The organism is Flavobacterium sp. N2550, assembly GCF_025947265.1.
GTDB classification, from domain to species: domain Bacteria; phylum Bacteroidota; class Bacteroidia; order Flavobacteriales; family Flavobacteriaceae; genus Flavobacterium; species Flavobacterium endophyticum.
The window spans coordinates 1546395-1569693 of sequence record NZ_CP110007.1 but is presented as its reverse complement, the minus strand read 5'-3'; the positions used below and the strand labels follow the sequence as shown (position 1 = coordinate 1569693).

21 protein-coding genes and 1 pseudogene are annotated in these 23299 nt (G+C 37.2%); 9 read left to right on the top strand and 13 right to left on the bottom strand.

From position 1 onward, the window contains the following. The first annotated feature begins 10 nt into the window (after positions 1 to 10). Complete coding sequence (locus tag OLM56_RS06790) at positions 11 to 946, top strand: DUF1735 domain-containing protein (protein ID WP_264528773.1); 936 nt, start codon at positions 11 to 13, stop codon at positions 944 to 946. Between the two features lie 89 nt (positions 947 to 1035). Next, positions 1036 to 1770, top strand: coding sequence for a 23S rRNA (guanosine(2251)-2'-O)-methyltransferase RlmB (rlmB, locus tag OLM56_RS06785; protein ID WP_264528772.1), 735 nt, complete (start codon positions 1036 to 1038; stop codon positions 1768 to 1770). A 6-nt stretch (positions 1771 to 1776) separates the two neighbouring features. On the opposite strand, the gene OLM56_RS06780 is transcribed toward rlmB, so the two are convergent. After that, the gene (locus tag OLM56_RS06780; RefSeq protein WP_264528998.1) at positions 1777 to 2571 is read right to left on the bottom strand and encodes a rhomboid family intramembrane serine protease; all 795 of its coding nucleotides are present in this window, start codon (positions 2569 to 2571) and stop codon (positions 1777 to 1779) included. A 205-nt stretch (positions 2572 to 2776) separates the two neighbouring features. On the opposite strand from OLM56_RS06780, the gene OLM56_RS06775 reads away from it, so the two are divergent. Next, positions 2777 to 4054 carry a replication-associated recombination protein A gene (locus tag OLM56_RS06775; protein ID WP_264528771.1) on the top strand — a complete coding sequence of 426 codons (1278 nt, stop codon included), beginning with the start codon at positions 2777 to 2779 and terminating at the stop codon, positions 4052 to 4054. A 1-nt stretch (position 4055) separates the two neighbouring features. On the opposite strand, the gene OLM56_RS06770 is transcribed toward OLM56_RS06775, so the two are convergent. The 7 genes from OLM56_RS06770 to OLM56_RS06740 all read right to left on the bottom strand — a co-directional run bounded on the left by OLM56_RS06770 (position 4056) and on the right by OLM56_RS06740 (position 10700). Further along, positions 4056 to 4772, bottom strand: a complete 717-nt coding sequence (locus tag OLM56_RS06770) for a hypothetical protein (protein WP_182494172.1) — start codon at positions 4770 to 4772, stop codon at positions 4056 to 4058. A gap of 20 nt (positions 4773 to 4792) precedes the next feature. Further along, a complete protein-coding gene (locus OLM56_RS06765) occupies positions 4793 to 5479 on the bottom strand; it encodes a YjjG family noncanonical pyrimidine nucleotidase (RefSeq protein WP_121376840.1) in 687 nt (228 codons plus the stop codon). Position 5480: 1 nt separating this feature from the next. Beyond that, the gene (locus OLM56_RS06760; protein WP_264528770.1) at positions 5481 to 6038 is read right to left on the bottom strand and encodes a hypothetical protein; all 558 of its coding nucleotides are present in this window, start codon (positions 6036 to 6038) and stop codon (positions 5481 to 5483) included. Beyond that, positions 6031 to 7302 (bottom strand): ABC transporter permease, encoded by a 1272-nt coding sequence (locus OLM56_RS06755; protein WP_264528769.1) that lies wholly within the window; start codon positions 7300 to 7302, stop codon positions 6031 to 6033. The genes OLM56_RS06760 and OLM56_RS06755 overlap by 8 nt, the downstream gene beginning before the upstream one ends. After that, positions 7299 to 7928, bottom strand: coding sequence for an ABC transporter ATP-binding protein (locus tag OLM56_RS06750; protein ID WP_264528768.1), 630 nt, complete (start codon positions 7926 to 7928; stop codon positions 7299 to 7301). Before OLM56_RS06750 ends, OLM56_RS06755 begins: the two co-directional genes overlap by 4 nt. Before the next feature lie 90 nt (positions 7929 to 8018). After that, positions 8019 to 8681 carry a LuxR C-terminal-related transcriptional regulator gene (locus OLM56_RS06745; protein WP_264528767.1) on the bottom strand — a complete coding sequence of 221 codons (663 nt, stop codon included), beginning with the start codon at positions 8679 to 8681 and terminating at the stop codon, positions 8019 to 8021. A gap of 6 nt (positions 8682 to 8687) precedes the next feature. Next, positions 8688 to 10700 (bottom strand): sensor histidine kinase, encoded by a 2013-nt coding sequence (locus OLM56_RS06740; protein ID WP_264528766.1) that lies wholly within the window; start codon positions 10698 to 10700, stop codon positions 8688 to 8690. A 139-nt stretch (positions 10701 to 10839) separates the two neighbouring features. Between OLM56_RS06740 and OLM56_RS06735 the strand changes: the two genes are divergently transcribed. The 4 genes from OLM56_RS06735 (at position 10840) to OLM56_RS06720 (ending at position 13595) form a co-directional block, all read left to right on the top strand. After that, positions 10840 to 11337, top strand: coding sequence for a porin family protein (locus OLM56_RS06735; RefSeq protein ID WP_264528765.1), 498 nt, complete (start codon positions 10840 to 10842; stop codon positions 11335 to 11337). A gap of 11 nt (positions 11338 to 11348) precedes the next feature. Beyond that, positions 11349 to 11759 (top strand): hypothetical protein, encoded by a 411-nt coding sequence (locus tag OLM56_RS06730; RefSeq protein ID WP_121376845.1) that lies wholly within the window; start codon positions 11349 to 11351, stop codon positions 11757 to 11759. Positions 11760 to 11873: 114 nt separating this feature from the next. Next, a complete protein-coding gene (locus OLM56_RS06725) occupies positions 11874 to 13058 on the top strand; it encodes a hypothetical protein (RefSeq protein ID WP_264528764.1) in 1185 nt (394 codons plus the stop codon). Between the two features lie 36 nt (positions 13059 to 13094). Further along, positions 13095 to 13595, top strand: coding sequence for a hypothetical protein (locus OLM56_RS06720; protein WP_264528763.1), 501 nt, complete (start codon positions 13095 to 13097; stop codon positions 13593 to 13595). A gap of 7 nt (positions 13596 to 13602) precedes the next feature. Here the strand turns inward: OLM56_RS06720 and radC are convergent, their stop codons facing one another. Continuing rightward, entirely contained in the window at positions 13603 to 14295 is a 693-nt protein-coding gene (gene radC, locus OLM56_RS06715) for a RadC family protein (RefSeq protein ID WP_121376848.1), read from the bottom strand. A gap of 127 nt (positions 14296 to 14422) precedes the next feature. Between radC and OLM56_RS06710 the strand changes: the two genes are divergently transcribed. Beyond that, positions 14423 to 14998 carry a DUF1287 domain-containing protein gene (locus OLM56_RS06710; protein WP_121376849.1) on the top strand — a complete coding sequence of 192 codons (576 nt, stop codon included), beginning with the start codon at positions 14423 to 14425 and terminating at the stop codon, positions 14996 to 14998. A 33-nt stretch (positions 14999 to 15031) separates the two neighbouring features. On the opposite strand, the gene OLM56_RS06705 is transcribed toward OLM56_RS06710, so the two are convergent. Then, a complete protein-coding gene (locus OLM56_RS06705) occupies positions 15032 to 16390 on the bottom strand; it encodes a UDP-N-acetylmuramate--L-alanine ligase (protein WP_264528762.1) in 1359 nt (452 codons plus the stop codon). A 64-nt stretch (positions 16391 to 16454) separates the two neighbouring features. Then, on the bottom strand, positions 16455 to 17315 hold the full coding sequence (locus tag OLM56_RS06700; RefSeq protein ID WP_319800581.1) for a hypothetical protein: 861 nt from the start codon (positions 17313 to 17315) through the stop codon (positions 16455 to 16457). Between the two features lie 112 nt (positions 17316 to 17427). Here OLM56_RS06700 and OLM56_RS06695 point away from each other — a divergent pair. Then, positions 17428 to 17670 (top strand): annotated as a pseudogene (locus OLM56_RS06695) (hypothetical protein); the annotation flags it as partial. A gap of 1099 nt (positions 17671 to 18769) precedes the next feature. Here the strand turns inward: OLM56_RS06695 and OLM56_RS06690 are convergent. Both OLM56_RS06690 and OLM56_RS06685 read right to left on the bottom strand, forming a co-directional pair. Beyond that, on the bottom strand, positions 18770 to 20917 hold the full coding sequence (locus tag OLM56_RS06690) for a S46 family peptidase (protein WP_121376853.1): 2148 nt from the start codon (positions 20915 to 20917) through the stop codon (positions 18770 to 18772). A gap of 210 nt (positions 20918 to 21127) precedes the next feature. After that, positions 21128 to 23116, bottom strand: coding sequence for an LTA synthase family protein (locus tag OLM56_RS06685; protein ID WP_264528761.1), 1989 nt, complete (start codon positions 23114 to 23116; stop codon positions 21128 to 21130). Positions 23117 to 23299: the final 183 nt, after the last annotated feature.

Here is a 23299-nt window from a genome sequence, read left to right as displayed (position 1 = left end):
AATATGACCTATGAAAAACTTTAAATTCAAAATAGCGATTGTTGCCATTATAGTAGCAACACTCTCCTCCTGCCTCGTAGATGATGATGTAACAGATTTTGGCAACGGAGTAAACATTATCGATTTTCCATCTAGCACTATTGACGGTACGTTTGATATCGGCATGGAAGAAGCCGAATTCGAGGTTCCGGCTAGATTGGTTGGCGGTAATGGCTCTGCAGCTCCTTCTGATGTGGCAGTTACCTATGAAATTGACCCTGCAAAGACAACTGCTGTAGAAGGCACTAACTTTGTGATTCTAAACAATGGGACTTTCACTTTTCCTGCTGGCGAAACGGAAACTACATTCCCGATCAAAATACTTTCGTCGTCTTTAGATCCTGATCTGCCAGTTCCTTTGACAATAGCATTAAAATTGACAGCGGCAACTGGAAACTTCCCTGTTGGAGTTTCCACAAAAGAAGCTACAGGAACGATTATAATCAACCTAAAACCATTATGTCCGATTACAGACGATTTGTCTGGAACGCATTCTTATACGCAAACAGCAATGCAAGTAGGTGATGGCGAAGGAACTAGTACTGGCAATGCAATTTCCGGCACAATCAGCGGTACCGTGACATGGACTGAAGCGGCTCCAGGTGCAGGTCAAGAAGCTGGGCGAGTAGGAAAATACAGTCTTGATGATGCTTCGTTCGGTCTTTATGAGCAAGTGTATGAAGACGATCCTGCAGTTGGACCAGATGGCGCTTTCTTTACATGGGTATGTCGTGAATTCCTTTTTAGCGGATCCGACCAATATGCAGATACGTTTACTTACAACATCATCAGCGTTACGGGACCTGTCATGGTATTCACATGGAGAAATACATGGGGAGATGGTGGAACAGTTACGCTAACCCGAGAAGGCAATGTAGACTGGCCTGAGGTTTTCCAAACAAATTAGTTTTTACTTTTAAATAACAGAAAGCTGGCGGTTAAATCTGCCAGCTTTTTTATTTTTATTTCTTTATAACTTTACGCTATCTTTGCCCCATGGAAAAAGAACACCAAATTTTCGGAATCAGGGCGATTATTGAAGCCATTCAGGCAGGAAAAGAGATTGATAAAGTATTCATCCAAAAAGATGCGCAAGGCGAATTGATGAAAGACCTGATGAAGGTCATGAAACGCGCCAGCGTAAATTTCTCCTACGTTCCTGTAGAAAAATTGAACAAGCTGACACCAAGCAATCACCAAGGCGCTGTTGCCACGATTGCTCCGATTTCTTTCCATAATCTTGAAACTTTGATCGAAGAAGTTGCAGAAAGCGGCAAGACTCCCCTATTTCTTATCCTAGACCAAATATCCGATACCCGTAATTTCGGAGCTATAATCAGGACTGCAGAATGTACTGGCGTAAACGGAATCATCGTTCAAAAACAAGGCTCTGCTCCTGTAAACGGCGATACCGTAAAAACATCTGCCGGAGCTGTTTTTAATGTGCCTATCTGCAAAGTAGAACATATCAAAGATGCTATCTTCCACCTTCAAGGATCAGGAATAAAAACCATTGCTGCTACCGAAAAAACAGACCAGAATATTTATGACCTTGAATTAAACGAGCCGATAGCAATTATCATGGGTTCTGAAGATCGAGGCGTTAATCCATCTGTTTTAAAGATTGTAGATGAAAAAGCAAAACTTCCAATGTTTGGCACGATTGCTTCACTAAATGTATCTGTAGCTTGCGGTGCTTTTCTTTATGAAGCTGTAAGGCAAAGAAGCTAAAAGCAATCAATCTTCCTTCTTTTCGATAATGCCATCATGACTATCTTCTGGATTGGCAGGAACGACGTTATAGAATACATTAAAATTTGATCTGAAAAATTCCTCATTCCTAATTTCAACATCTTCTTCTGGTTTAGGAAGATTCTGGAAATTACCGTTTTCATCAAAATGCCTCATAAATAAATCCTCCTCGGGATTAAAATCGGGTTTTTCCCAGTCATAAACAATAGGCTTTTGGTATTCGGGAGTCTTTATGGCCAAAGAAAAAATATAGCCTGTAATAAGTCCTGCTAAATGACCTTCCCAAGAAATTCCCTGCTGTACGCCTGGAAAAATATACCATATCATTCCTCCGTACAATAAAATGATGGTCAGCGACAAAGCAACCAGTCTGTAATATTTTGTCTGGATACCTTTAAAAAAGACAAAACTCACTAAGACATAAATCAAGCCGCTGGCACCAATATGATAGGATTCTCTTCCGATAACCCATGTCAAAAAGCCGGAAAGTAATATGCCATACCCTATCACTTTCAACGCCTGATTTCGATAAAAGAAACGAAGCGCCGCCACCAAAAGAAATAACGGAATAGAGTTATTATAAAGATGCTCGATATCCCCATGAAGAAAGGGACTGAACAAGATGCCTCTCAATCCCGTAAAAGTTCTGGGATAAATTCCAAGTTCCGTGAGGTTAAGCTTAAAGCGTATTTCTGCCCAAAAAATAATCCACAAAAAGACTACGAAAAATAATGGCCATGCCAAAACTGAGGGGGAGAATTTTAGATTTTTGTCGTCCATTGCTTTTGTAAGATTATTATTCTTCAAAAAGCAGTCAAAAATTTATCCACTTTTTTTTGGGTGCTATTTTGTCAGCATTACAAAAAAAACAATTCATCGCATAAGGTAAAAATGATACAAACCTAAATTAGTTTATCTTAAATTTTCACAAAAGTTTGTGCGCTTCAAACTCAAAAAAACTTGTACAATTCTGTAATTTTACAAAATGGAAGCACCATTAGCAGAACGAATTCGTCCACAACAACTCGAAGATTACCTCGGCCAGCCGCAATTGGTAGGCCCGAACGGGTCCTTGACACAGCAAATTGCAAAAGGAATCATTCCTTCATTAATTTTCTGGGGACCACCCGGTACCGGAAAAACGACTTTGGCTCAAATTATCGCGCAAGAATCAAAGCGTCCGTTTTATATCTTGAGCGCCATCAATTCTGGCGTAAAAGACGTGCGTGATGTTATTGACAAAGCAAAACAGAGCGGCGGACTGTTTACTGCTAAAAACCCTATCCTCTTTATTGATGAGATACATCGCTTTAGCAAATCACAGCAAGATTCACTTTTAGCAGCTGTAGAAAAAGGCTGGGTTACATTAATTGGCGCGACTACAGAAAATCCTAGTTTTGAAGTAATTCCCGCCTTACTGTCGCGTTGTCAGGTCTACATATTAAATGCCTTCTCAAAATCAGACCTCGAAGCCTTGCTCGAAAGAGCCATGAAAACAGATGTTTTTTTAAAAGAAAAGAATATCGAATTAAAAGAAACTGAAGCTTTACTAAGACTTTCAGGTGGAGACGGCCGTAAACTGCTGAATATTTTCGACCTTGTAGTGAATGCTTCAAACGACGAAAAGATTATAATCACCAATGATTCTGTTTTAAAACTCGTACAGCAAAACACCGTATTGTATGACAAAACTGGTGAGCAGCATTATGATATCATCTCTGCTTTTATAAAATCCATACGCGGCAGCGACCCGAATGGAGCAGTATATTGGCTGGCGCGAATGATTGAAGGAGGCGAAGACGTGAAATTTATCGCAAGACGTATGCTGATTCTTTCTAGTGAAGATATTGGCAATGCCAACCCGACTGCCTTCATCATGGCTAATAATACGTTTCAAGCCGTATCTACGATAGGCTATCCAGAGAGCAGGATAATCTTGAGTCAATGTGCGGTGTATCTGGCAACTTCTCCTAAAAGTAATTCCTCTTATATGGCAATCGGAAAAGCACAGCAGATTGTAAAACAGACTGGAGACTTGCCCATTCCGATCCATTTGAGAAATGCGCCGACAAAACTGATGAAAGAGTTAGGTTATGGGGAAGATTATAAATATGCCCATGACTATCAAAACAACTTTGCAGAACAAGAGTTCTTGCCGGATGAAATAAAAAATACCCCTATCTATATTCCAGGGAATAATTCCAGGGAAAATTCGACAAGGGAATTTTTAAAAAATCGTTGGAAAGACAAATACGGATATTAGCCTAGAATTTAATCAGCAGTTTTTCAGAAACCAGCTTTTCGTCTTTATAGTATTCTAAAATCCATTCTCCATTCTTTTTTATTACTGCACCATTAATTGTTTCGGATTGTGCCGTAAAATAATCAGGCTGTGAAGTCTTAAATATTTTAAGTACAACTTTTGGTGTTTTATCAATCAGCTGATACCCATTAGGAATTGGCTGAGCGAAAAGCATCTCAGCTGCATCTTCAGGTGCTGCTGAAGATTTAGGAGCTGTGCTCATAGAGGCTGTGTTAGTTGCAATAGCTGGTCCTTTATACTTATAGCCGTAATTGTAAAGCTGCCCAAACGCTTTTTCTAAAGCTTCAGGATAGGCAACTTCATATTCTTTTACTGTACTTTTACCTGCCTCTGTTTTATAAACCACCTTGTTATTGCAGTCCTTAAACACGATTACAAGTTTTGTAGCCAACAAGGAATTTTCTTTTTCTACATCAACAAACAACTTGTTGCATCTATCGCCACCGGCTTCTTGAGGTAGGTTTTCATTTTCATAAAAAGCAAGAAATCCTATTTTTGTAAGGTTGAATTTGGTAATCGTATTAAGTCTAAATTTATTATCTCCTTGCAAAAAATCATAACGCACGGGAACGATGACATATTTATAGTCATTTAGCACTTTTTGTGCTGAAGCTGCTAGGGAAATAAATAACGATAAAATCAGGATGTATTTTTTCATATTGAGTAACTCTTAAGTGTTTAAAGATATTTTTTTAAAGCCAGCAAATGATTTACCTGCTTGATATTTGGATGTGTTTCTAAATTATGTTCATTAAAAAAGATGACATCGAGTCCTACATTCAATGCGCCTTCGATATCCGCTTCTAGATTATCGCCAATCATAATGCTTGTTTCTTTGGAACATTTTGCCAGATCTAAAGCATAATTAAATATTTGAGGATGAGGCTTCTTCACCCCAGCATTTTCAGAATTTGTAATCGTTTCAAAATAATGCACTATGTTAGAATTGACCAGTTTATTATTCTGAATCTGGTGAAATCCATTTGTAATGATATGCAGTCGGTATTTTGGCTTCAAATACTCCAAAAGCTCAATCGTTCCATCATAAAGATGGTTGAATTGTGGAAGATAGTGAATGTATTCTTCCGCAAGCAGATGAATCATGGCATCATCAATCTCAAATTCCAATTCAGTAAAAGCATCTTTCAGCCTGCCATAACGCAATTGCTCTTGCGTGACCTCATCATTTTGATACAGCTTCCAATATTTGGTATTTATAGGCACATATCGCGTCACAAAATCCTGAACATTTACGCCTATTTTATGCTTTTCAAGAACCGTTTCAAATGCCAGTGCCGAGTTCTTTTCAAAATCCCACAACGTGTGGTCTAAATCAAAGAAAATATCTAAAATCTTCGTTTCCAATTTACTTCCCTTTTACGATTACTGCATCCTCAATATGGTAGATCCAGTCTTCTACATCATTTTCATTTATCCTGAAGTTACCTTCTAAAGTAACATATTGATCTGTCTTCAATTTAGGAGTGCTACCTCTGAATTTAATTCCCATAATAGTTTCCGGTCCTGCCTGGCCGCAAAAAAAGCAAGCCGCAAAAACATTCTTGCTCAACGCATATGTCGTATTATCTATCGGGACGATAAACCCAGACATTGCTATCCTCTTCTTATTTTTTGCCTTTAGCGTAGAGTTTATTATCGGAAACATCACGCCGTCGGGATATGTCTTGCTCGGTTTTTTGACAAACTTGATAGCTCCCAGCAATTTCCAATTCAAAGTATCAATTGCAACAAAAGATTTCGATTCAAATTTGGAAAAAGCCTCGATTTCTGGCAAAAAACTCGCCCTCTGCACAGCAGGAGAATTAGATTCTTTTATCGTTAGATTCTGTTTCTGCAAAAAAGTTGCGTCAGAAAAAATAAAAAAAACAAAAAGGGCTATACTAAAATAATAAGTCTTACGCATTTGCTAAAGTTTTTGAAATATTCAATCGGTATGCTTTTACGGCAGGAATGGCTGCCGCCAATAGTCCTACAAAGATAGCAGCTAAGAACAGAATTCCCTCCTTCTCCCATACAAAAGCAAAAGGGTTAAAAGTCATCTTATATTCTTGGTCTGTTGAAGAGGATATGAGCAATAACGCAACTCTTCCAACAATAGTGCCGAAAATAAATCCGACAACACATAACAATATGCTCTCAAACAATACTAAATTCAGTAATTGCAATCGACTGGCTCCGCTTACTCGTAACAGGGCAAATTCGTATTTGCGCTCTTTCAAGGTAGTATAGAGCGCTATAAAAATACTGATTCCAGAAATCAGCATGATGCCATAAGCCAAGTACTGCAAGGCCTGTAATCCTATTCCAAATAAGGAAAACAGTCTGTTGATTTCGATTGCTGGCGAAGCAGCCTGCATCTTCGTGTTTTGCGCTATCAATCTTGGCCAAGTCACAAATCCCATCTTATTCCTGAATTTTATCAAGACTGCCGTTATTTCTTTTCCTTGTTCTGATGTTTCGGCTTGATGGTCATGATCGTGATGTTCGTGCTCATCACCTTCAAAATGAATATGTCCTTCTTCACCATGTTCTGGATTTTCTTCCGCGTGTTCGTGGGCATCATGCATAGCCCAGACGCTAGGAATGTTGCACAAAATAAGATTGTCGATGACTTTTCCAGTTGGACCTGCAATACCACTGACATGATAGGCAAATTCTTCATGAACTTCTCCTTCTGCCGCATCGCCATGTGAGCCGAAGAACTTATCCCCAACCTTTATGTTTAATTTTTTTGCGATTTCGCTTCCAATTACGACTTCAAAATCTTTCTGAAATAGCTTGCCTTCTGAAACAGCGGCTCCGTATTTTTCAAGATAGTCAGGTGTAGTACCGACAATCTTAAAACCCCTATAGTTATCTCCAAAAGCCAAGGGTATCGCGCTTTTCACAAAAGGATGTTTCATCCACGTTTTAGCTTCATCATAGCTAATGTTGCCCGTCGGTGCATCCACCTGATATACGGAAGAAAGTATTAATTGCAACGGGCTTCCTTGAGCACCTAGTACCACATCAACACCGTCAATATTGCTTGAGAATTGCTTTTCAAATTGTTCCTGAAGCAAAATCAACAGAGAAATTATAGCAACACTGGCCGTCAGCAAGATGATGCTCAATATCGTATTTAAAGGTTTGAACCAGATATTTTTCCAAGCTAATTTGACAATCATAACAATGTAATTTGATTAGAAAAACGATCTTTCAATCTCTGATCGTGAGTAACTATAATTAGTGCTGCTCCGTATTCTTTCGACAACTTCAAGAGCAGATCGGCTACTTTAAAAGCATTTTCATCGTCCAAGCTTGATGTAGGCTCATCTGCCAAAAGCAGTTGCGGCTCATTTATCAAGGCTCTTGCAATAGAAACTCTTTGCTGTTGTCCGATACTCAAGCGTGATGTTAATTTGGTCATTTGGTCACCCAGGCCTAATTCTGTCAAAAGCGATGTTGCTTTTTCTTCAGCTTTTTGTCCGGTTGCCAGCCAAGAAGAAAGAACCACATTTTCTAAAACAGAAAATGCTTCTACAAAATGTGACTGCTGCAGGATCAGGCCTATATTCTTACCTCTAAATTTATCTAGATTTTTATCCGAAAGGCTTTCAATATTTGTACCACCAATATGGATAGAGCCCGACTGGGCTTTGAGCAATCCTCCTAACAGATGGAGCAATGTAGTTTTCCCTTTTCCAGAACCACCGGTAATCAAAAGTACCTGGCCGCTTTCCAAGGAAATGTCGGGGAAATTAAAATTCACTTTCCCGCTATAGGAAAAAGCGAGATTTTTGGTCTGGATCATAGATAAAGTCATTTCTGCAAGCGGAGTGCAAGATACTGAAATACTTTAAAACAAATTGTTAACCAGAACTTATAAAATACTCTCCGCTAACTAAAAACTATTGGAAAAATGGGCATCATTGAGCAATCCATTTTCATTGGCAAAATTAATTAGCTCGAGAGAATTTTTAACATCAAACTTTTGGAGCAGGTTCCTTCTGTGAGTTTGTATGGTCAGAAAGCTCAAAAATAATTCTTCTGATATTTCTTGTGTAGATTTTCCTTTTATCAATAGAGCCAATATTTCTTTTTCTCTTTTAGTCAGTCTAGGAATTGACTTTAAATCAGACAATTGTATCTTATCTAGCATAGCCTGTACTTCTTTGCTAAAGACCATCTTCCCTTTCGCCGCTTCTTTTATGCAATGGATGTATTCTTCATTTTTTGCAGTCTTTAATAGATAGCCCGAAGCGCCTTGTTTAATCAATTGCAATACAATGCTTCTTTCAGACTGGCTGCTGATTCCTAATATGATCATCTTAGGATATTTCTTCTTTAACTCAAAACAAATATCAATTCCATTATTATCGCCAAAAAAGATATCCAAGAGCAAGACATCTATTTTATCAATTTCTTCGAAACTATATAAATCCTCACTTTTGTTAAAACCGCCCAATAAATCAAATTCTTCATGATTCGAAAAAAGAGTAGACAATCCCTCAATAATTAAAGGATGATCATCTAAAATGGCAATGTTCAATTTTTTATTTTCCATAATTTGTCAGACTTCAAGTTCAATATTATAGGAAGTGCCATTGGAGTTACTTTCACAATCAAGGCTTCCTTTTAAAAGCTCTATTCTGCTTTTTATATTTTTTATTCCTAGCCCTAGGTTTTCTTCTATTCTTGAACTATCAAAACCAATTCCGTTATCTTCTACAGAAATAAAGAATCTATTCGCGTTTTGGCTGCAAGAAACTAAAATCTGGGTCGCTCTTGCATGTTTTAAGGCATTATTTAATAGCTCTTGAACAATCCTAAAAATAGTGGTCTGTGTGGTCAACGGCATCGAATTATCAATTTCATACGAATGAAATTCTATCGAAACACTATCCGATCTTAGAGTAAAGCACAAATCGCCAAGAGCCTTGTCTAAGCCTAATTTTAATAATGATTCTGGCACTAAATTATACGAAATCTGTCGTAATTCAGATATCGAAGTTTCCAAAATAGCATTAATTTTAATAGCATCAGTATCCTTTTTGGCTTGCGTATTGGCAAATATAATTTTCAAGGCAGATAGCTTACTGCCTATGCTATCATGCAAATCCCTAGCGACTCTTTTCCTTTCTGCTTCCTCTACATCGATCATGGTTTGCATAATCTCAATCTCCTTTTCTCTTTTTAAATTATTTAGTTTCTGAAAATGATTTATTTCTTTTTGAGCCGTTATCTTTTTTTGGTTTTTTAAGTTTTTCCAAATAAAATAAGTAAATATCAAAACGCAGATAAGCGCAAAAGACAATAGCAAATGAAACAGCGTGTTCTTCTTCTGATTTAATAAGGTAGCTTGTTTTTCAATGGTTAGCTTTTTTATCTTATTCTCATTTTCTAGTTTATTGTATTTAGCCTCAATATCTGCAATTTTATCCGCTTCAAATGCTACACCCAAGCTATCTTTTAGTTGAATATACTGCTCATTATACAGGTAAGCCTTTTCAAAATCATTTAATTTTCGATAAATTTTCGATAGCTCATACGAATAATAAGCCTTATCCTTAATATTCATGTCGCCGTTTTTAAAAACATCCAATAGCAAATTTTTAGCACTTTCGAGTTTATTCTGAAGTATGAAAACCTCGTACTTCATAAGCTTGAATCGTTGTACTAAAGTAGAATTGGCATTACGTTCTGATAATTTGATGCCCTTGTCATAATCTGAAATCGCCAAGTCATAGTTTTTAATTTCTTGGTTCAAGCTTCCTTTAGCAAAATAATATTCGATATATAAAGATTTTAGCGGGTAGGATTTTAATAAATTTTCGGCTTTTCCGAGGTATTCAAAAGCTTCCTTTGTTTTTTTCTGAACCGACAAAACTTCAACATTAAACAAATACAATTCGATCAAATCTTCGTTATAACGGCTTTTTTTATTCTTCCCCTGCTCCAAAGTCTTAATAGACAAGTCTAAATAATATTTCGTTTTGTCTATATCTTCATTATTATAAAAAACAACAGCGATTAGCTTATACAAATTAGACAGCTCTTGGCTATCCTTACTTTTTTCTGCAACAGGAATTGCTCGTTTTAGTAAGACTTCTATAGTTTTTAAAGGCTCGTTTTCCCGCTGATACAGTAGCCCGATATTAAAAAGTATTTTAGACCTTACTACATATATCTCTTTGCTATTGTATTTTTTTAAGACTTCGTCAGCTTTTTCAAACTTTGCCAAATTCCCTTTTTCCAAAGTAAGGAAAAGCGAATTATAATAGTACGATACATCTTTTAAGTAGCTATTATTTTTTACTAATTCATTCCCTTTTTTTAAATAGGCAAGTCCTACTTCTTTTTTATCGACATTTTTAGTATAAATATAAGCCAGCCTGTAGTTCATGATGCATCTCAAGCTATCCGATGTACTAGCAGCAATAGCATTTTTCAAGCTATCAATAGAAATCTCATAATCATTTAATGTACTGATTTTTTGAGCATGCCCCAGATACGCAGCAAACACCAAGAAAAAAAGATACAATCGCTTCATTTTGTTGAGATAAGCCACAAATGTAATGACCATTCTCTGGATTTTCAGTAAAAGACTAAAAATTACCTGATTTCAGGTATTCAATTATACCTTTTTATGATTAATTCGAATTTAAATGCCCTATCTAAATTTGCACAACACCTTAAAAAACAAATCAATTAAAAAAAATTAAATGAAAAGACTTATCAACTTATCTGTGCTTTTACTCACAATTTCTTCCTTTGCTCAGGCCCCACTCGAAAAAGGAAAAATTCAACTAAATGCCGGTTTCGGAACATCCAACTGGTCAACCCCAATTTATTTTGGTGCAGATTACATGATTTCAAATCCGATTACCGTCGGACTGGAAGCTTCCTATCAGTCCTATACCACGTATGGAATTAAAAGCACCATTATAGGACTACAAGCCAATGGTAATTATCATTTTAATGAACTACTAGAAATTTCAAACGAATGGGATGCATATGCGGGTCTTAACCTAAACTATTACAACTGGAAATTCAAAGACTCAGATACCAATACCTATTTAGTAGATGACGAACCATTTGGTGTTGGAGTTCAAATTGGCGGAAGGTATTTCTTTAATGAAAAGTTTGCCATAAACCTAGAACTCAGAAGTGGAAATGTGACCACTGGAGGAAAAATTGGAATTACTTATTTATTAAATTAAAAAATACAACTATGAAAAAAAGACTAACAGCATTTTTTGCAATCCTATTAATTGCAATAACCATTTCTTGTAGCAGTGACGATAGCAATGGTAATGGCGGCAATCCATCGCCAAATAAAACGGCAAAATTTGAAATAACAGGCAACTTTACCGGTCATATATTTATCGTATACAACAACAATGTAACCGGAAACACGACCGAAACGATTACTTCATTGCCATGGAGCAAAACTATCAATTACCAAGATAATGTTACAGGCATCGGAATCAGCGGTAATGCCGTATTACAAAATCCTGGCGTTGTAGGTCAAAACGTCAGTTTAAAAATATACCATAACAACAGCATCGTTCGCCAAAGCAACAAGATTGCAGATTCAAATGGTTCCTTTAGTTTTGAGACCTTGACTTTTATATTCCCTTAAAAGTTACTTTCAACACGACATATAGGCATGAGGCAATAGTGTATAATCAAGTAAAAGAAAATATATTTATGGCAAAATAATTATCTGGTTAGCACAATAGAAATCACAACCATTATGAGACACAGCTTTAAGTATATTTTCATTTTACTTTTTACTCTAAAAATTGCAGCTCAGGCTGATAAAGAAACATATCTGTTTTCAAAAGATATTGAAGCGAAAATTCAAAAAGATACCCTGCCATGGAGATATCAGATGGGAGCAACCGATTATTCAATCAGTGAATATTACACAAAAGCTCTAGAAACCTGGGATAGGAATGGAGGTACAATCAAAAAAATAAGCAAAGAAGACAGCCTATACTTCAATTCATTCCAGAAAAAGAATGCAAAGGAATACATTATAAATCGCTCAAAAGACGAAAAAATAATCATTATCAATGAAGCGCATCATAACAACAGGCACAGAGTTTTTACCGCTTCGCTTTTACAAGGCTTATATGATAATGGATATCGCTTTTTCGGTCTCGAAGCACTTGCAGACTCATTAATAAACGAACGAAAATTTCCAGTCTTGGAAAGTGGTTTCTACGTAAAAGAACCACAAATGGCTAATTTATTAAAAGAAGCATTGAAAATCGGTTTTGTCTTATTTGAATATGAAGCAGTAAGCGGCAAGAATGGCAAGGAAAGAGAAATTGAAGAAGCAGAGAATATTGCGCAATTAATCAGAAAAAATCCAAATTCAAAATTTCTGATTCATTGTGGCTGGGATCATGTGATAGAAGGAACCCCGAACAACAAAAATTGGGAAAAAGCCATGGCTGGCCGATTAAAAGAAAAAGCAAATATCGATCCTTTTACGATTGACCAAGTGACGTATACCGAAAAAGGCAACCCTAAGTTTACCAATCCTTATGTCTTGATGGCCAATCCTAAAGAATCGGTAGTCCTAGTTAACGGCAACGGAAAATTATTCAATGGCGGAGAAACAAATGACCAAACAGATTGCAGGATAATTCATCCCATTACCGAATATATAAACGGCCGTCCCGATTGGTTGACAATAGACGGACAACGAAAAATACATACCATTCCAAAATCTAAAATTACCCAATATCCTATTTTGGCTCTTGCCTACAGAAAAAATGAAGTTGAGCAGAATGGAGTTCCGGCCGATATTATTGAAATCACAAATAAGGAAACTAAAGCCGATTTCATTTTAGAAAAAGGCATGTACAAAATCATCCTTAAGGATAAAAACTATAAAATCATCCAAGAATTTGATGCAAACGTAAAATAATAACAAGGCCCTTTTTGAGCCGCTAACATTAAAAAAATGAAAAAATACAGTATCATAGTACTCCTACTACTAGCATTCATAAGCAGCAAGGCCCAGACAAAATTACCTGAATTTAATGACAAGCCTGCCTATTTCAACACCAGCACTAACGAATTAATCGAGCTTGAAAAATCGCAGTACAATACAATGGCCAAAGCCAAAGGATTATTTAGCGCAGAAGGAGGCTTCTATTTAAACGGAACCAAATCTTCCGTCAAGATTGCAAATAAAAACCCACTAAAATTTATAGTGAAGGTAAATCCAGGAACCGATCCAACCTCTGTTTTCGACTTAGTAAAATTTGAAGTACGAAAAGACAAAAGAGTTTTGGTAACCACTAAAGCTAAAGTTACCAGTACCTCAACCTCCTACGAAAAGATTAGCTACACTCTAGAAAAAATAAAAGACGGATATTATTACCTAGTAGCTAAAAATTTGGCTCCAGGAGAATACTTTTTTGGTTCCAATGACTTTATGTTTGCCTTTAGCTTAGAATAAAAATTTATTATAAAATACCATCATCGCCAAAACTATAATACGAGTTTTCGGTAATTATAACATGATCCAAAACCCTGATATCCAAATTTTCGCCGGCAGTCTTTAATTTCTTAGTAATCTTCCTGTCGGCTTCGCTTGGATACAACACCCCAGAAGGATGATTGTGCGCCAAGATTATTGCCGTAGCATTCTGTTCAATAGCCACTTTAAAGACAAGACGGACATCAACGACCGTCCCTGTTATTCCTCCTTTACTTAACTGGTATTTGTGAAGTATTCCATTGGAATTATTCAAATAGATAATCCAAAATTCTTCGTGCGGAAGCTCGCCTATTATGGGCTGCATTATTTCAAAAACAACCTTGCTAGAAGTTATTTTGATATTCTTGCCCGTATCTTCAGAACGACGACGGCGTCCCAATTCCATTGCGGCAATTATGGTAATCGCCTTTGCTTCCCCAATTCCGTTAAAAGTTATCAATTGTTCTCTAGAAAGCTTTCCTAAAGCATTTAGGTTTTCAACGCTTGCTAATATGCGTTTGCTTAAGGCGACGGCACTTTCAGTAAAATTTCCAGAACCAATCAAAATGGCGATAAGTTCTGCATTGCTCAAGGCTTCTTTGCCTTTGTCTTTTAGTTTTTCACGAGGCTTGTCATCATCAGCCCAATTCTTGATAGAAGGAGGTCTATTGCTTTGCATGGCGTTTAAATTAAAATAGAAGTATAAGATACAAATATAGTAGAAGAACAAATATCTTCCGCAATAATTCTCATCCAACACAAAATATTTCTCCTCTTTAACGTTATAGCTATAAACAACTTAACTCATGAAGTATTTTTATCCACTGGCACTCCTCCTATTCTGTTCCATTACTGTTGAAAAGACTTTTTCCGAAAGACTTTCCGATGCAGCAATTACGCTGACAAAAGATAAAGTTACCTACGACTCAAGCTATTTTTCTATAAAATACCCTAACGGAGATGTTCCAAAAGACAAAGGCGTATGTACTGATGTTGTCATACGAGCCTACAGAAAATTAGGAATCGACCTGCAGAAAGAAGTACATGAAGACATGAAGCAGAACTTCTCAAAATATCCCAAAAACTGGGGATTAAAAAACACAGATACCAATATCGACCACCGCAGGGTTCCAAACCTTCAAGTCTTTTTTACTCGTTTTGGCAAAAGCCTAAAAGTGACAGATGCAGCTGCCGATTACAAAACAGGCGATCTGGTGACGTGGATGATTGGCGAAAGAATGCCTCATATCGGAATCGTGACAAACAGAAAAACATCCGATGGAAAACGCAACCTCATTGTCCATAATGTAGGAGCTGGACAAGTTTTAGAAGACTGTCTTTTCAAGTATAAAATAACCGGGCATTATCAATTCAAAAAATAAGCGAGCCAAATCTGACCCCCCTAATCTATTTTTTTACAGTAACGTTTTAACCTCATCAAAATTCAAGCCTCCATAATTTCCAGAACTCATCAACAATAAGGCAATAGCCTCGGTATCAAATTTCAGATGGAAAAGATACTCCTTAAAAGCCGCTGGATTGGTATAAATTATCAAGTCCTCACGATTAAACGATTTTGCAATCTGTTCATACGTTACCTCTTCAAGCTGCTTGATTTTTACGGCATCAGGCGAATAAAAAACTACCGCAACATCAGCCGAATCAAGAGCCCCTTCATATTCTTTCAAGAACTCAGCATTAAGGCTGCTGTAAGTATGCAATTCTAGGCAAGCAATTAATTTTCTGTCAGGATATTGCTCCTTAACCGCTTTGGTCGTCGCGGCCACTTTGCTTGGAGAATGCGCAAAATCTTTATAAGCCACATTCTTCTTGCTCTCCCCAATTTTTTCCAGACGCTTTGAAGCACCTTTAAAACTCGAAATCGCTTCATAAAAATCAGACTCATCAACGCCCATATTTTGGCAGATCCATTTAGCTCCGGCCAGATTGTTTAAATTGTGCGCGCCAAAAACCTCGATAGGCATAGCGCCCTCTGGAGTCTCAAGCAAAGTTGTTCCGTTCTCTACGGTATATTTCGGCGTAGAATACGGAATCTTTCGAATAGGATTTGTCGCGGCTTCGGCAACTCTTTTCACTTCAGCATCATCCTCATTATAAACCAAGATACCGCCGTTCGTTATTTTTTGGATAAAAATCTCAAACTGTTCCACATAATTTTCATAGGTCGGAAAAACATTGATATGATCCCAAGCAATTCCCGAAATCAAGGCAATATTCGGCTGATAAAGATGAAACTTCGGACGTCTGTCCATTGGCGAAGACAAATACTCGTCACCTTCCAAAACAATAAAATCATTTTCCTCTGTCAAATGCACCATCGTATCAAACCCCTCCAATTGAGCCCCAACCATATAATCCACTTTAATGCCATGATAATGCATCACATGAAGAATCATTGACGTAATGGTAGTCTTTCCGTGCGATCCGCCTATCACTACTCTCGTCTTGTTCTTTGACTGCTCATACAGAAATTCTGGATACGAATAAATCTTCAAGCCCAATTCCTGCGCTTTCAACAATTCCGGATTATCCGCTTTAGCATGCATCCCGAGAATTACAGATTCGATATCCGATGTTATTTTCTCCGGAAACCAGCCCAATTCTTCTGGCAGCAGCCCTCTTTTTTCCAAACGCGTTTTTGACGGCTCAAAAATAGCATCATCGCTTCCGGTTACTTGGTAGCCTTTTTCATGCAGCGCTATGGCAAGATTGTGCATGGCACTTCCGCCAATTGCTATAAAATGTGTTCTCATTTAAATGTCTGATACGGAACCAGATTAGAATCGTATAGAATGCAATCCTAGAATGGTTCCTAAATTATGTTTTGCTCTTTTCAGTATATTCGTCCAGAACCGCTTTCGCTTTTTCCGGCTGTTTCATCTTATTCTTATACAAATCAGCCAACTTTTTATAAGTCGTTTTTGATCCGCCAGTCTCCACTGCTTTTTTATAATACTTCTCCGCTTCTTTATACCGTTTAAAATATTCCGCGATATGCCCTTTAGAAAGATAACCGTCTACAGTAGAAAGCACCATCAATTCATCCGCATACTTCTGCGCTTTTCTTTCGCTTCCGCCAATAATTCCAGGCAACTGCAGATACAATTCGACCAAAGCCCAACGCGCTTCTATGTGCTTCGGATTTAACTCGATTGCTTTCTTAAAAGCATCTTCCACATCATCAATCATTCCCAAAGCCTTGAACTTGCTGCTCTCTTTAGCTTTCATCGCCAAAGCGCCGCCGTATTTATAATGATAATTAGCCTCCGAAGGCTTAAGCTCTACTAACTTCTCATAGTACCCAAAAGCCCCATCCCACTTTTTAGCATGCCCATCAATGTCCCCTAAATACTCAATAACACCAACATCCTTAGGCTTCTTTTGATAAATAGCCAAAAAGATTTCCTTCGCCTTTTCGTACTCCCCCCTCTTAAAAAACTGCTCCCCTTTCGCATATTCTGATTGCGAAAAGACGACCATTGGAAATAAGAGTAAAATTAAAAAAAAGCGTTTCAATAGATTTTGTTTTAGCGTTTCAAAAATAGGAAAATGATTTGGAATAGCAGGCTGGATTTTATCCATTTGGGACAATAAATAAAAGCAGTATATTGTTGACAAATTTATGTCTGCTTTTTTATTTCTGGCCTTTACAACCTTTTTATAAAAATAATGCTCCATAGTATAAAACGTCTTTTATGAAAAAAATTATACAATTACTGATTCTATTTTCTCCCTTTCAATAACAGCCCAAAATTTAGATAAACATTGGAGCAAGGTTTATGAAGCTTTTGAACCTGTAGATGTGCTTTCGCAATACAAATGGCAAGACGGTTTAGGATATTACATGAGTACTAAAGATGCAGCGACACACTTTTTCTTTGACAACATCAGCAAGGGCAAATACGTTCTGGAATATGATGTCCGAGTAAACAATATAGGCGAATTCTCAAACGGAATCACGACAATCCAAAGCATGTATGCGCCAGAATTTTCAAGTCACAGTAAAGGAATCCGCGTAAAAGTAAAAGAATAAACTACAATCACAATTGTAAAAATAAAAAATGCCTAGTCTTATCCTAGGCATTTTTTATACGTTAAGTATAGCATAAAATAGTTTTCAAAAATATCAAATTCCAGAGACATACTCTCAGAAAACGTTATTAGAGAATTGACTCGACAGGTAGCAATGTAAAGTTTCAGGGCCCGAAACGGTCCAAATACATAAATTCGAATTACTGCCTATATTTTACTTTAGCAACTTTTTCTATTTCTCTGGATCTTGACTCTTCTATATTTCTATTAATTCTTATGGCCAGGTAAGCCATGATCAACAGGGCAAAAAAGAAGAACAAAACGTTAATAGCGGAGGCCGTAAATCGCAATTCCTTTTTGTAAGCATACCTTTGGGGGTGATTGGTAGTTTTATACATAATGTCAAGCGTTAAGTTTCCTCAAACTTAAATATCCTTGTTTTAAAAACATTTACATAATTTCAATTTTTAATTATTTTTTTTTAAGTAACTAAGAGAAGATATATGCGGTGGTTTTCAGCGCACATTCGTAAGAGAATTTTGCAGAAAAAATATTTTTCAATAAAAAAGGAGGCATTTCGCCTCCTTTTCCTAGCTACTTTTTTTAAAATATAAATTATTGAAAACCAAATACAGTCAATTACAACACTATATTTCATCTTCCGAAATTCATTTGCTGCCATAGGAAGCTGCTTCTCCGTCTTTCGAAGCCTTTTTGTCACCTACGGAAACTTTTATAACCTCTTGGAAAGCTAATTTGCCGCTTTCCGAAATTCATTTTACGTCTTCCGAAACTTCTTTTCCAGCTACGGAAGCTTAATTTCCGCCGTAGGAAACTGCTTTTCCAACTGTGGAAATTCGTTTGCCACCATAGGAAACTTCTTTGCCACTTTCCAAAATCCTTTTTCCGCCTACGGAAGCCTGTTTTCCGCTTTAGGAAATTAATTTTCCCGCTTCCGAAATTAATTTGTCGCCTACGGAAGCTCTTTTGCCGCTTACGGAAGTCCCGTCATCCCTCAAGTTCAATACATCATAAAAAAAAGCCGTTTCAAAATTGAAACGGCTTTTTAAACTATTTGAACTAATAACTAATCTAAAAAATTATTTTGCGATTGTCATTTCGTCAACAATATGTTTCGCTCCCGCATATTTATCGATGATAAACAATACATAACGAATATCCACATTGATGGTTCTTTGCAATTTCGAATCAAAGATTACGTCACCCGCCATAGCCTCGATGTTTCCGTCAAAAGCAACACCGATAAGCTCTCCTTTTCCATTCAATACCGGAGAACCTGAGTTACCTCCCGTAATATCATTATCTGTCAAGAAGTTAACAGGCATGTACCCATTTTTGTCAGCATACTGTCCGAAATCTTTTTTCTCGTTCAATTCGATCAATCTTTTTGGCAAGTCAAACTCTTGATCGTTTGGCTTGTACTTTTTGATTGTTCCTTGAAGCGTAGTGTAGTTGTTGATTTTTGCATCATTTCTCTTGTCAGCAGGCAAAGCACGAACTTTTCCATACGTTAGACGCAAAGTCGAATTCGCATCTGGATATTGGATTTTGTTCAATTTAGATTCACGCAATCCTTCTACAAGTAGACGGAATGATTTTTGGAAATCATTCTCCAATTTCGCAAGATCCTCAGGCTTGTTTCTGTAAGTAGCCAAAATGCTAGAAGAAAGCAAGTACAACTTGTCGGTTTTCAAAACCTCAAGATTTGGATTTTTCAAGAATGCTTCTGCTTTTTCTTTCGTAGCAAAAACACTCTCAGCCAAAGCCTCATCTACAAATTTTGTAAAGTCGTTTTTGTTCACTTTTGCCAATTCTTCAACATAAGGAGCCAATTTATAACCCGCTTTTGAAGCATATAAGTTTAATTCAGCAATCAATACGTCTCTTTCCACAGGAAGATAGAATCCTTCATAAATCCCATCAACCATTGCTTGGATTCTTGGAAGCATTTCTGCCTTTTTAGCATCGTTTTCTTTAGCATAAGCCGTAGCAGCATTTCCTATGCTTGACGGACCTGCAGCCAGGCTGCTGTTTCTCAAGATAGAAGTCAAGTAATTATCATGTCTTGACTTTTCGTTTGTTGCAGCATAATATTTATTAATGGTAGCAACAACATCGCCATACTTTTGTTTGTTTTCAGGCTTGTTTGCCCATTTGTTAAATTCAGCCTCTTCTTTTTGCTTAGTAGCCGCCGTTTTGAATTTAGTCAACGCATCAATCATTCCTTGACGGTTTTTCCAATAGTTTGCTACAGAAGCATATTTAGATGCATAGTCCAAACGAACTTGGTCGCTTTTATCCATGTGGAATTTCATAGCGTCCATTCCTGTTTTAGAACCTTCAACCCAAGCAGGGTATGCAAATTTCACGTTTTGCTCAATTCCTCCAGCTGGCATCCAACGGTTGGTTCTTCCAGGATATCCTAAGATCATCGCGAAATCATTTTCTTGAACACCTTTCAAGCTGATTGGCAAGTGGTGTTTTGGTTTCAACGGAACGTTGTCTACAGAATATTCAGCAGGATTTCCGTCTTTATCAGCATATACTCTGAACATAGAGAAATCTCCCGTATGACGAGGCCATTCCCAGTTGTCTGTATCGCCACCGAATTTACCGATGCTTTCTGGCGGAGTTCCCACTAAACGAACATCTTTATAATCTTGGTAAACGAAATAGTAGTATTCATTTCCTTGGAAAAACGAACGAACAGAAACTGTATATTTTCCACCTTCGTCATTTTCTTTTTGGATTTTTGCAATTTCTTGGTTGATCGCTTTCTCACGCTCCGCTTCGTTCATGTTATCCGTAACTTTAGAAAGGATTCGTTTAGAAACATCGTCCATTCTTACAAAGAAACGCACATAAAGAGAGCTTGGCTTGATTTCAGACTTTTTGTCTTTTGCCCAAAAACCATCTCTCAAATAATTTTCTTTTGGAGTAGAAACTTCTGCAATCGCATCGTAACCACAGTGGTGGTTTGTCAAAACCAAACCTTGGTTAGAAATAATTTCAGCCGTACAGCCACCATTAAATTGGACGATAGCGTCTTTGATACTTGAATGGTTGATGCTGTAGATTTCTTCTGATGTCAGCTGCAATCCCATTTTTTGCATGTCACGGTGATTCAAACGCTCGATGAACATCAAAAACCACATTCCTTCGTCAGCCTTTACCGTTGTCGGAACAAGCAGTATCGCCGTAATTAAGGATAAAATAATTTTTTTCATTGAATAGTATTTAAAGTTTAATAGATATATGCTACTAGTCTTTAAAAATGCATTTTTGTTACATTTTTGACCGAGAACATATATATTTTCGCGATGCGAATATACTTCATTTTACAATTTTAGGCCTATAATCAAGGAGAAAACTAAATCGTTATCGCAATTTTTAACTTTTACTTTAGACTTATCCCTAGAGAAATTTGCTTCCTGATCTTACTTATACAGATCCGCAAACTCCTTGGTTCTCTTGGTGGCTTTTTCAGGCAGGAAATTCCTTTCGCCCAAGTGGAAATAGTATTGTTGGATGAACGCCTTAAAATACTTGATGTCTTTTTCGTCTTCTGCCGTCTTCTTTTTAATAAGGTTGTTTTTCCAGAGCGGATCTTTTCTATAATCTGCCTTGACCAGTACGTCCTTTTCATTAAACTGATAATAATGTGAATCTGTCGTACAGTTAAAAGCACTATTTGAAAAATTGATAGCAAAATGATCCTTTTGAGCTTCGGTATCAAAATGATTCTTTCCAAAAGCAAAATAAGGCTTATGGTAATCAAGCATTCCTAAAAGTGTTGGCATGATGTCAATATGCTGCATGATTTTGTCATCTGTTCCTCTGAAGTTTTTGCCCGGATGATAAAACAAAATCGGAATAGAATAATCATACGGCGGTTTCAAAAACTTTGGCGAATCTGCTCCCGATGCATGATCGGCCGTAATGATAAACAAGGTATTCTTGAACCATGGCTCATTCCTGATACTTTCAAAAAAGGTCTTGAGAGCATAATCCGAATACTTTATGGCACGATGTATCGGAAGCGTTCCTTCGGAGAATTTGTTTTCAAATCCTTTTGGAATGCTAAACGGATGGTGAGACGACAAAGTAAAAACAGTCGTAAAAAAAGGCTTCGGCATTTGATTGACCTTTTCATGCACGAAAGGCCAGAATTTATGATCCCAGATTCCCCATTTGCCATCAAAATCATCATTGCCTCTTTCCTCTTCATATTCTTCTCTCGATTGGAATTCTTTAATGTCAAGATTTTTTCCAAACGAAACAAAACCCATCGATTCCTTTACAGCGCCATGCATGAATGCTGTATGATAGCCCATTTCGTTCATACAAGCCGGAAGCGCATAATAATCTGCAACCGAGTTCGGCAATGACAAAAACGGTTCCTTAAATGTCGGGATGGAAGCCCAAATAGCAGGCAGCGCATCCATAGAACGGTAGCCGTTCTGGTAGGCATTCGTAAAAAGATAGCCTTCATTAAAAAGCGAATCCAAAAAAGGAGTATTCGTCGGCTGTTTCGGCTTGAACTGGTCCGAAAGACTCTTGATGTGCGCCTTACCAAAACTTTCCAAAATTATTATAAAGACATTTGTTTTCTTGTCGATGGAAAACATATTCGAAGAAGAGGGCTTGTGTGTAGTCGGCAAATAAGCCGCGGCAGTTCGTTTATCAAAATATTCAAGCTTCGGGACTTTCTTAGATTTGCCGATAGTACGGAAAAGGCAAAAAGGATTGCTTAATATCAAGGAAGTATGAGAAGCATTATCAGTATAAAGAAAAGCGTCGCTCATGGAAATCGGAAACGAAGCTTTGGAAAGACTTGCTCCCCTGACAAAAAACACAGTCAAGAAAACCATTACGCCCAGATAAGCCGAATTGACAAGATAGTAATCGCGATTATTCGTAAGAACCGATTTTCCGTTTCCGATAAGCTTATAGCCCACGCTGAGCAATCCGAGGATAATGAAATAGAAAATAAAGCCATACCAATAATCGGCTATGAAATCGATTATAAGAAGCGAAAAACTATCTTCTTTTACCAGAAACAAGTCGCCTAAAACCAGTCTAGATTGTTTGTATGGATAGTAAAATACGTCTGCAAAATTGACTAGCAGTCCAAGACTATTCAAGCCCATATAAACCCAAAAAAGTTTCTTTTGGTAATTTGCTTTTTCTCTAAATCGAAAAGGCACTAACGATAAAAAGATAAACGGAAGGTTCAGATACAATATCGAAACCGTATCAAACATCAGGCTTCCCCTGAGCAGCGAAATGATATCTTTTCCACGGATCGGATCAATCAGGTCATCATTAAAATAATAAAAGAGTAATCTTCCGAGCATAAAAGCGACATACACGACCAAAAGCCGCAATGCCATGACAGTAAAATCATTTTTCCAGTTGATTTTCATAAAATCTAACCATTGTGTCCTTCTGAAGAAGAGGCTTATACAGCATCGATTCTGCGGTGTCAGAAGAACGGGTGGGGGACTCAAATATATTCACGCAAAAATAACGAATAATTTACATTTGATTAATAATCTCTAGAAAATTACAGTCAGCTGCTGCCGATAGGCGCTATCTATAGAGATGAG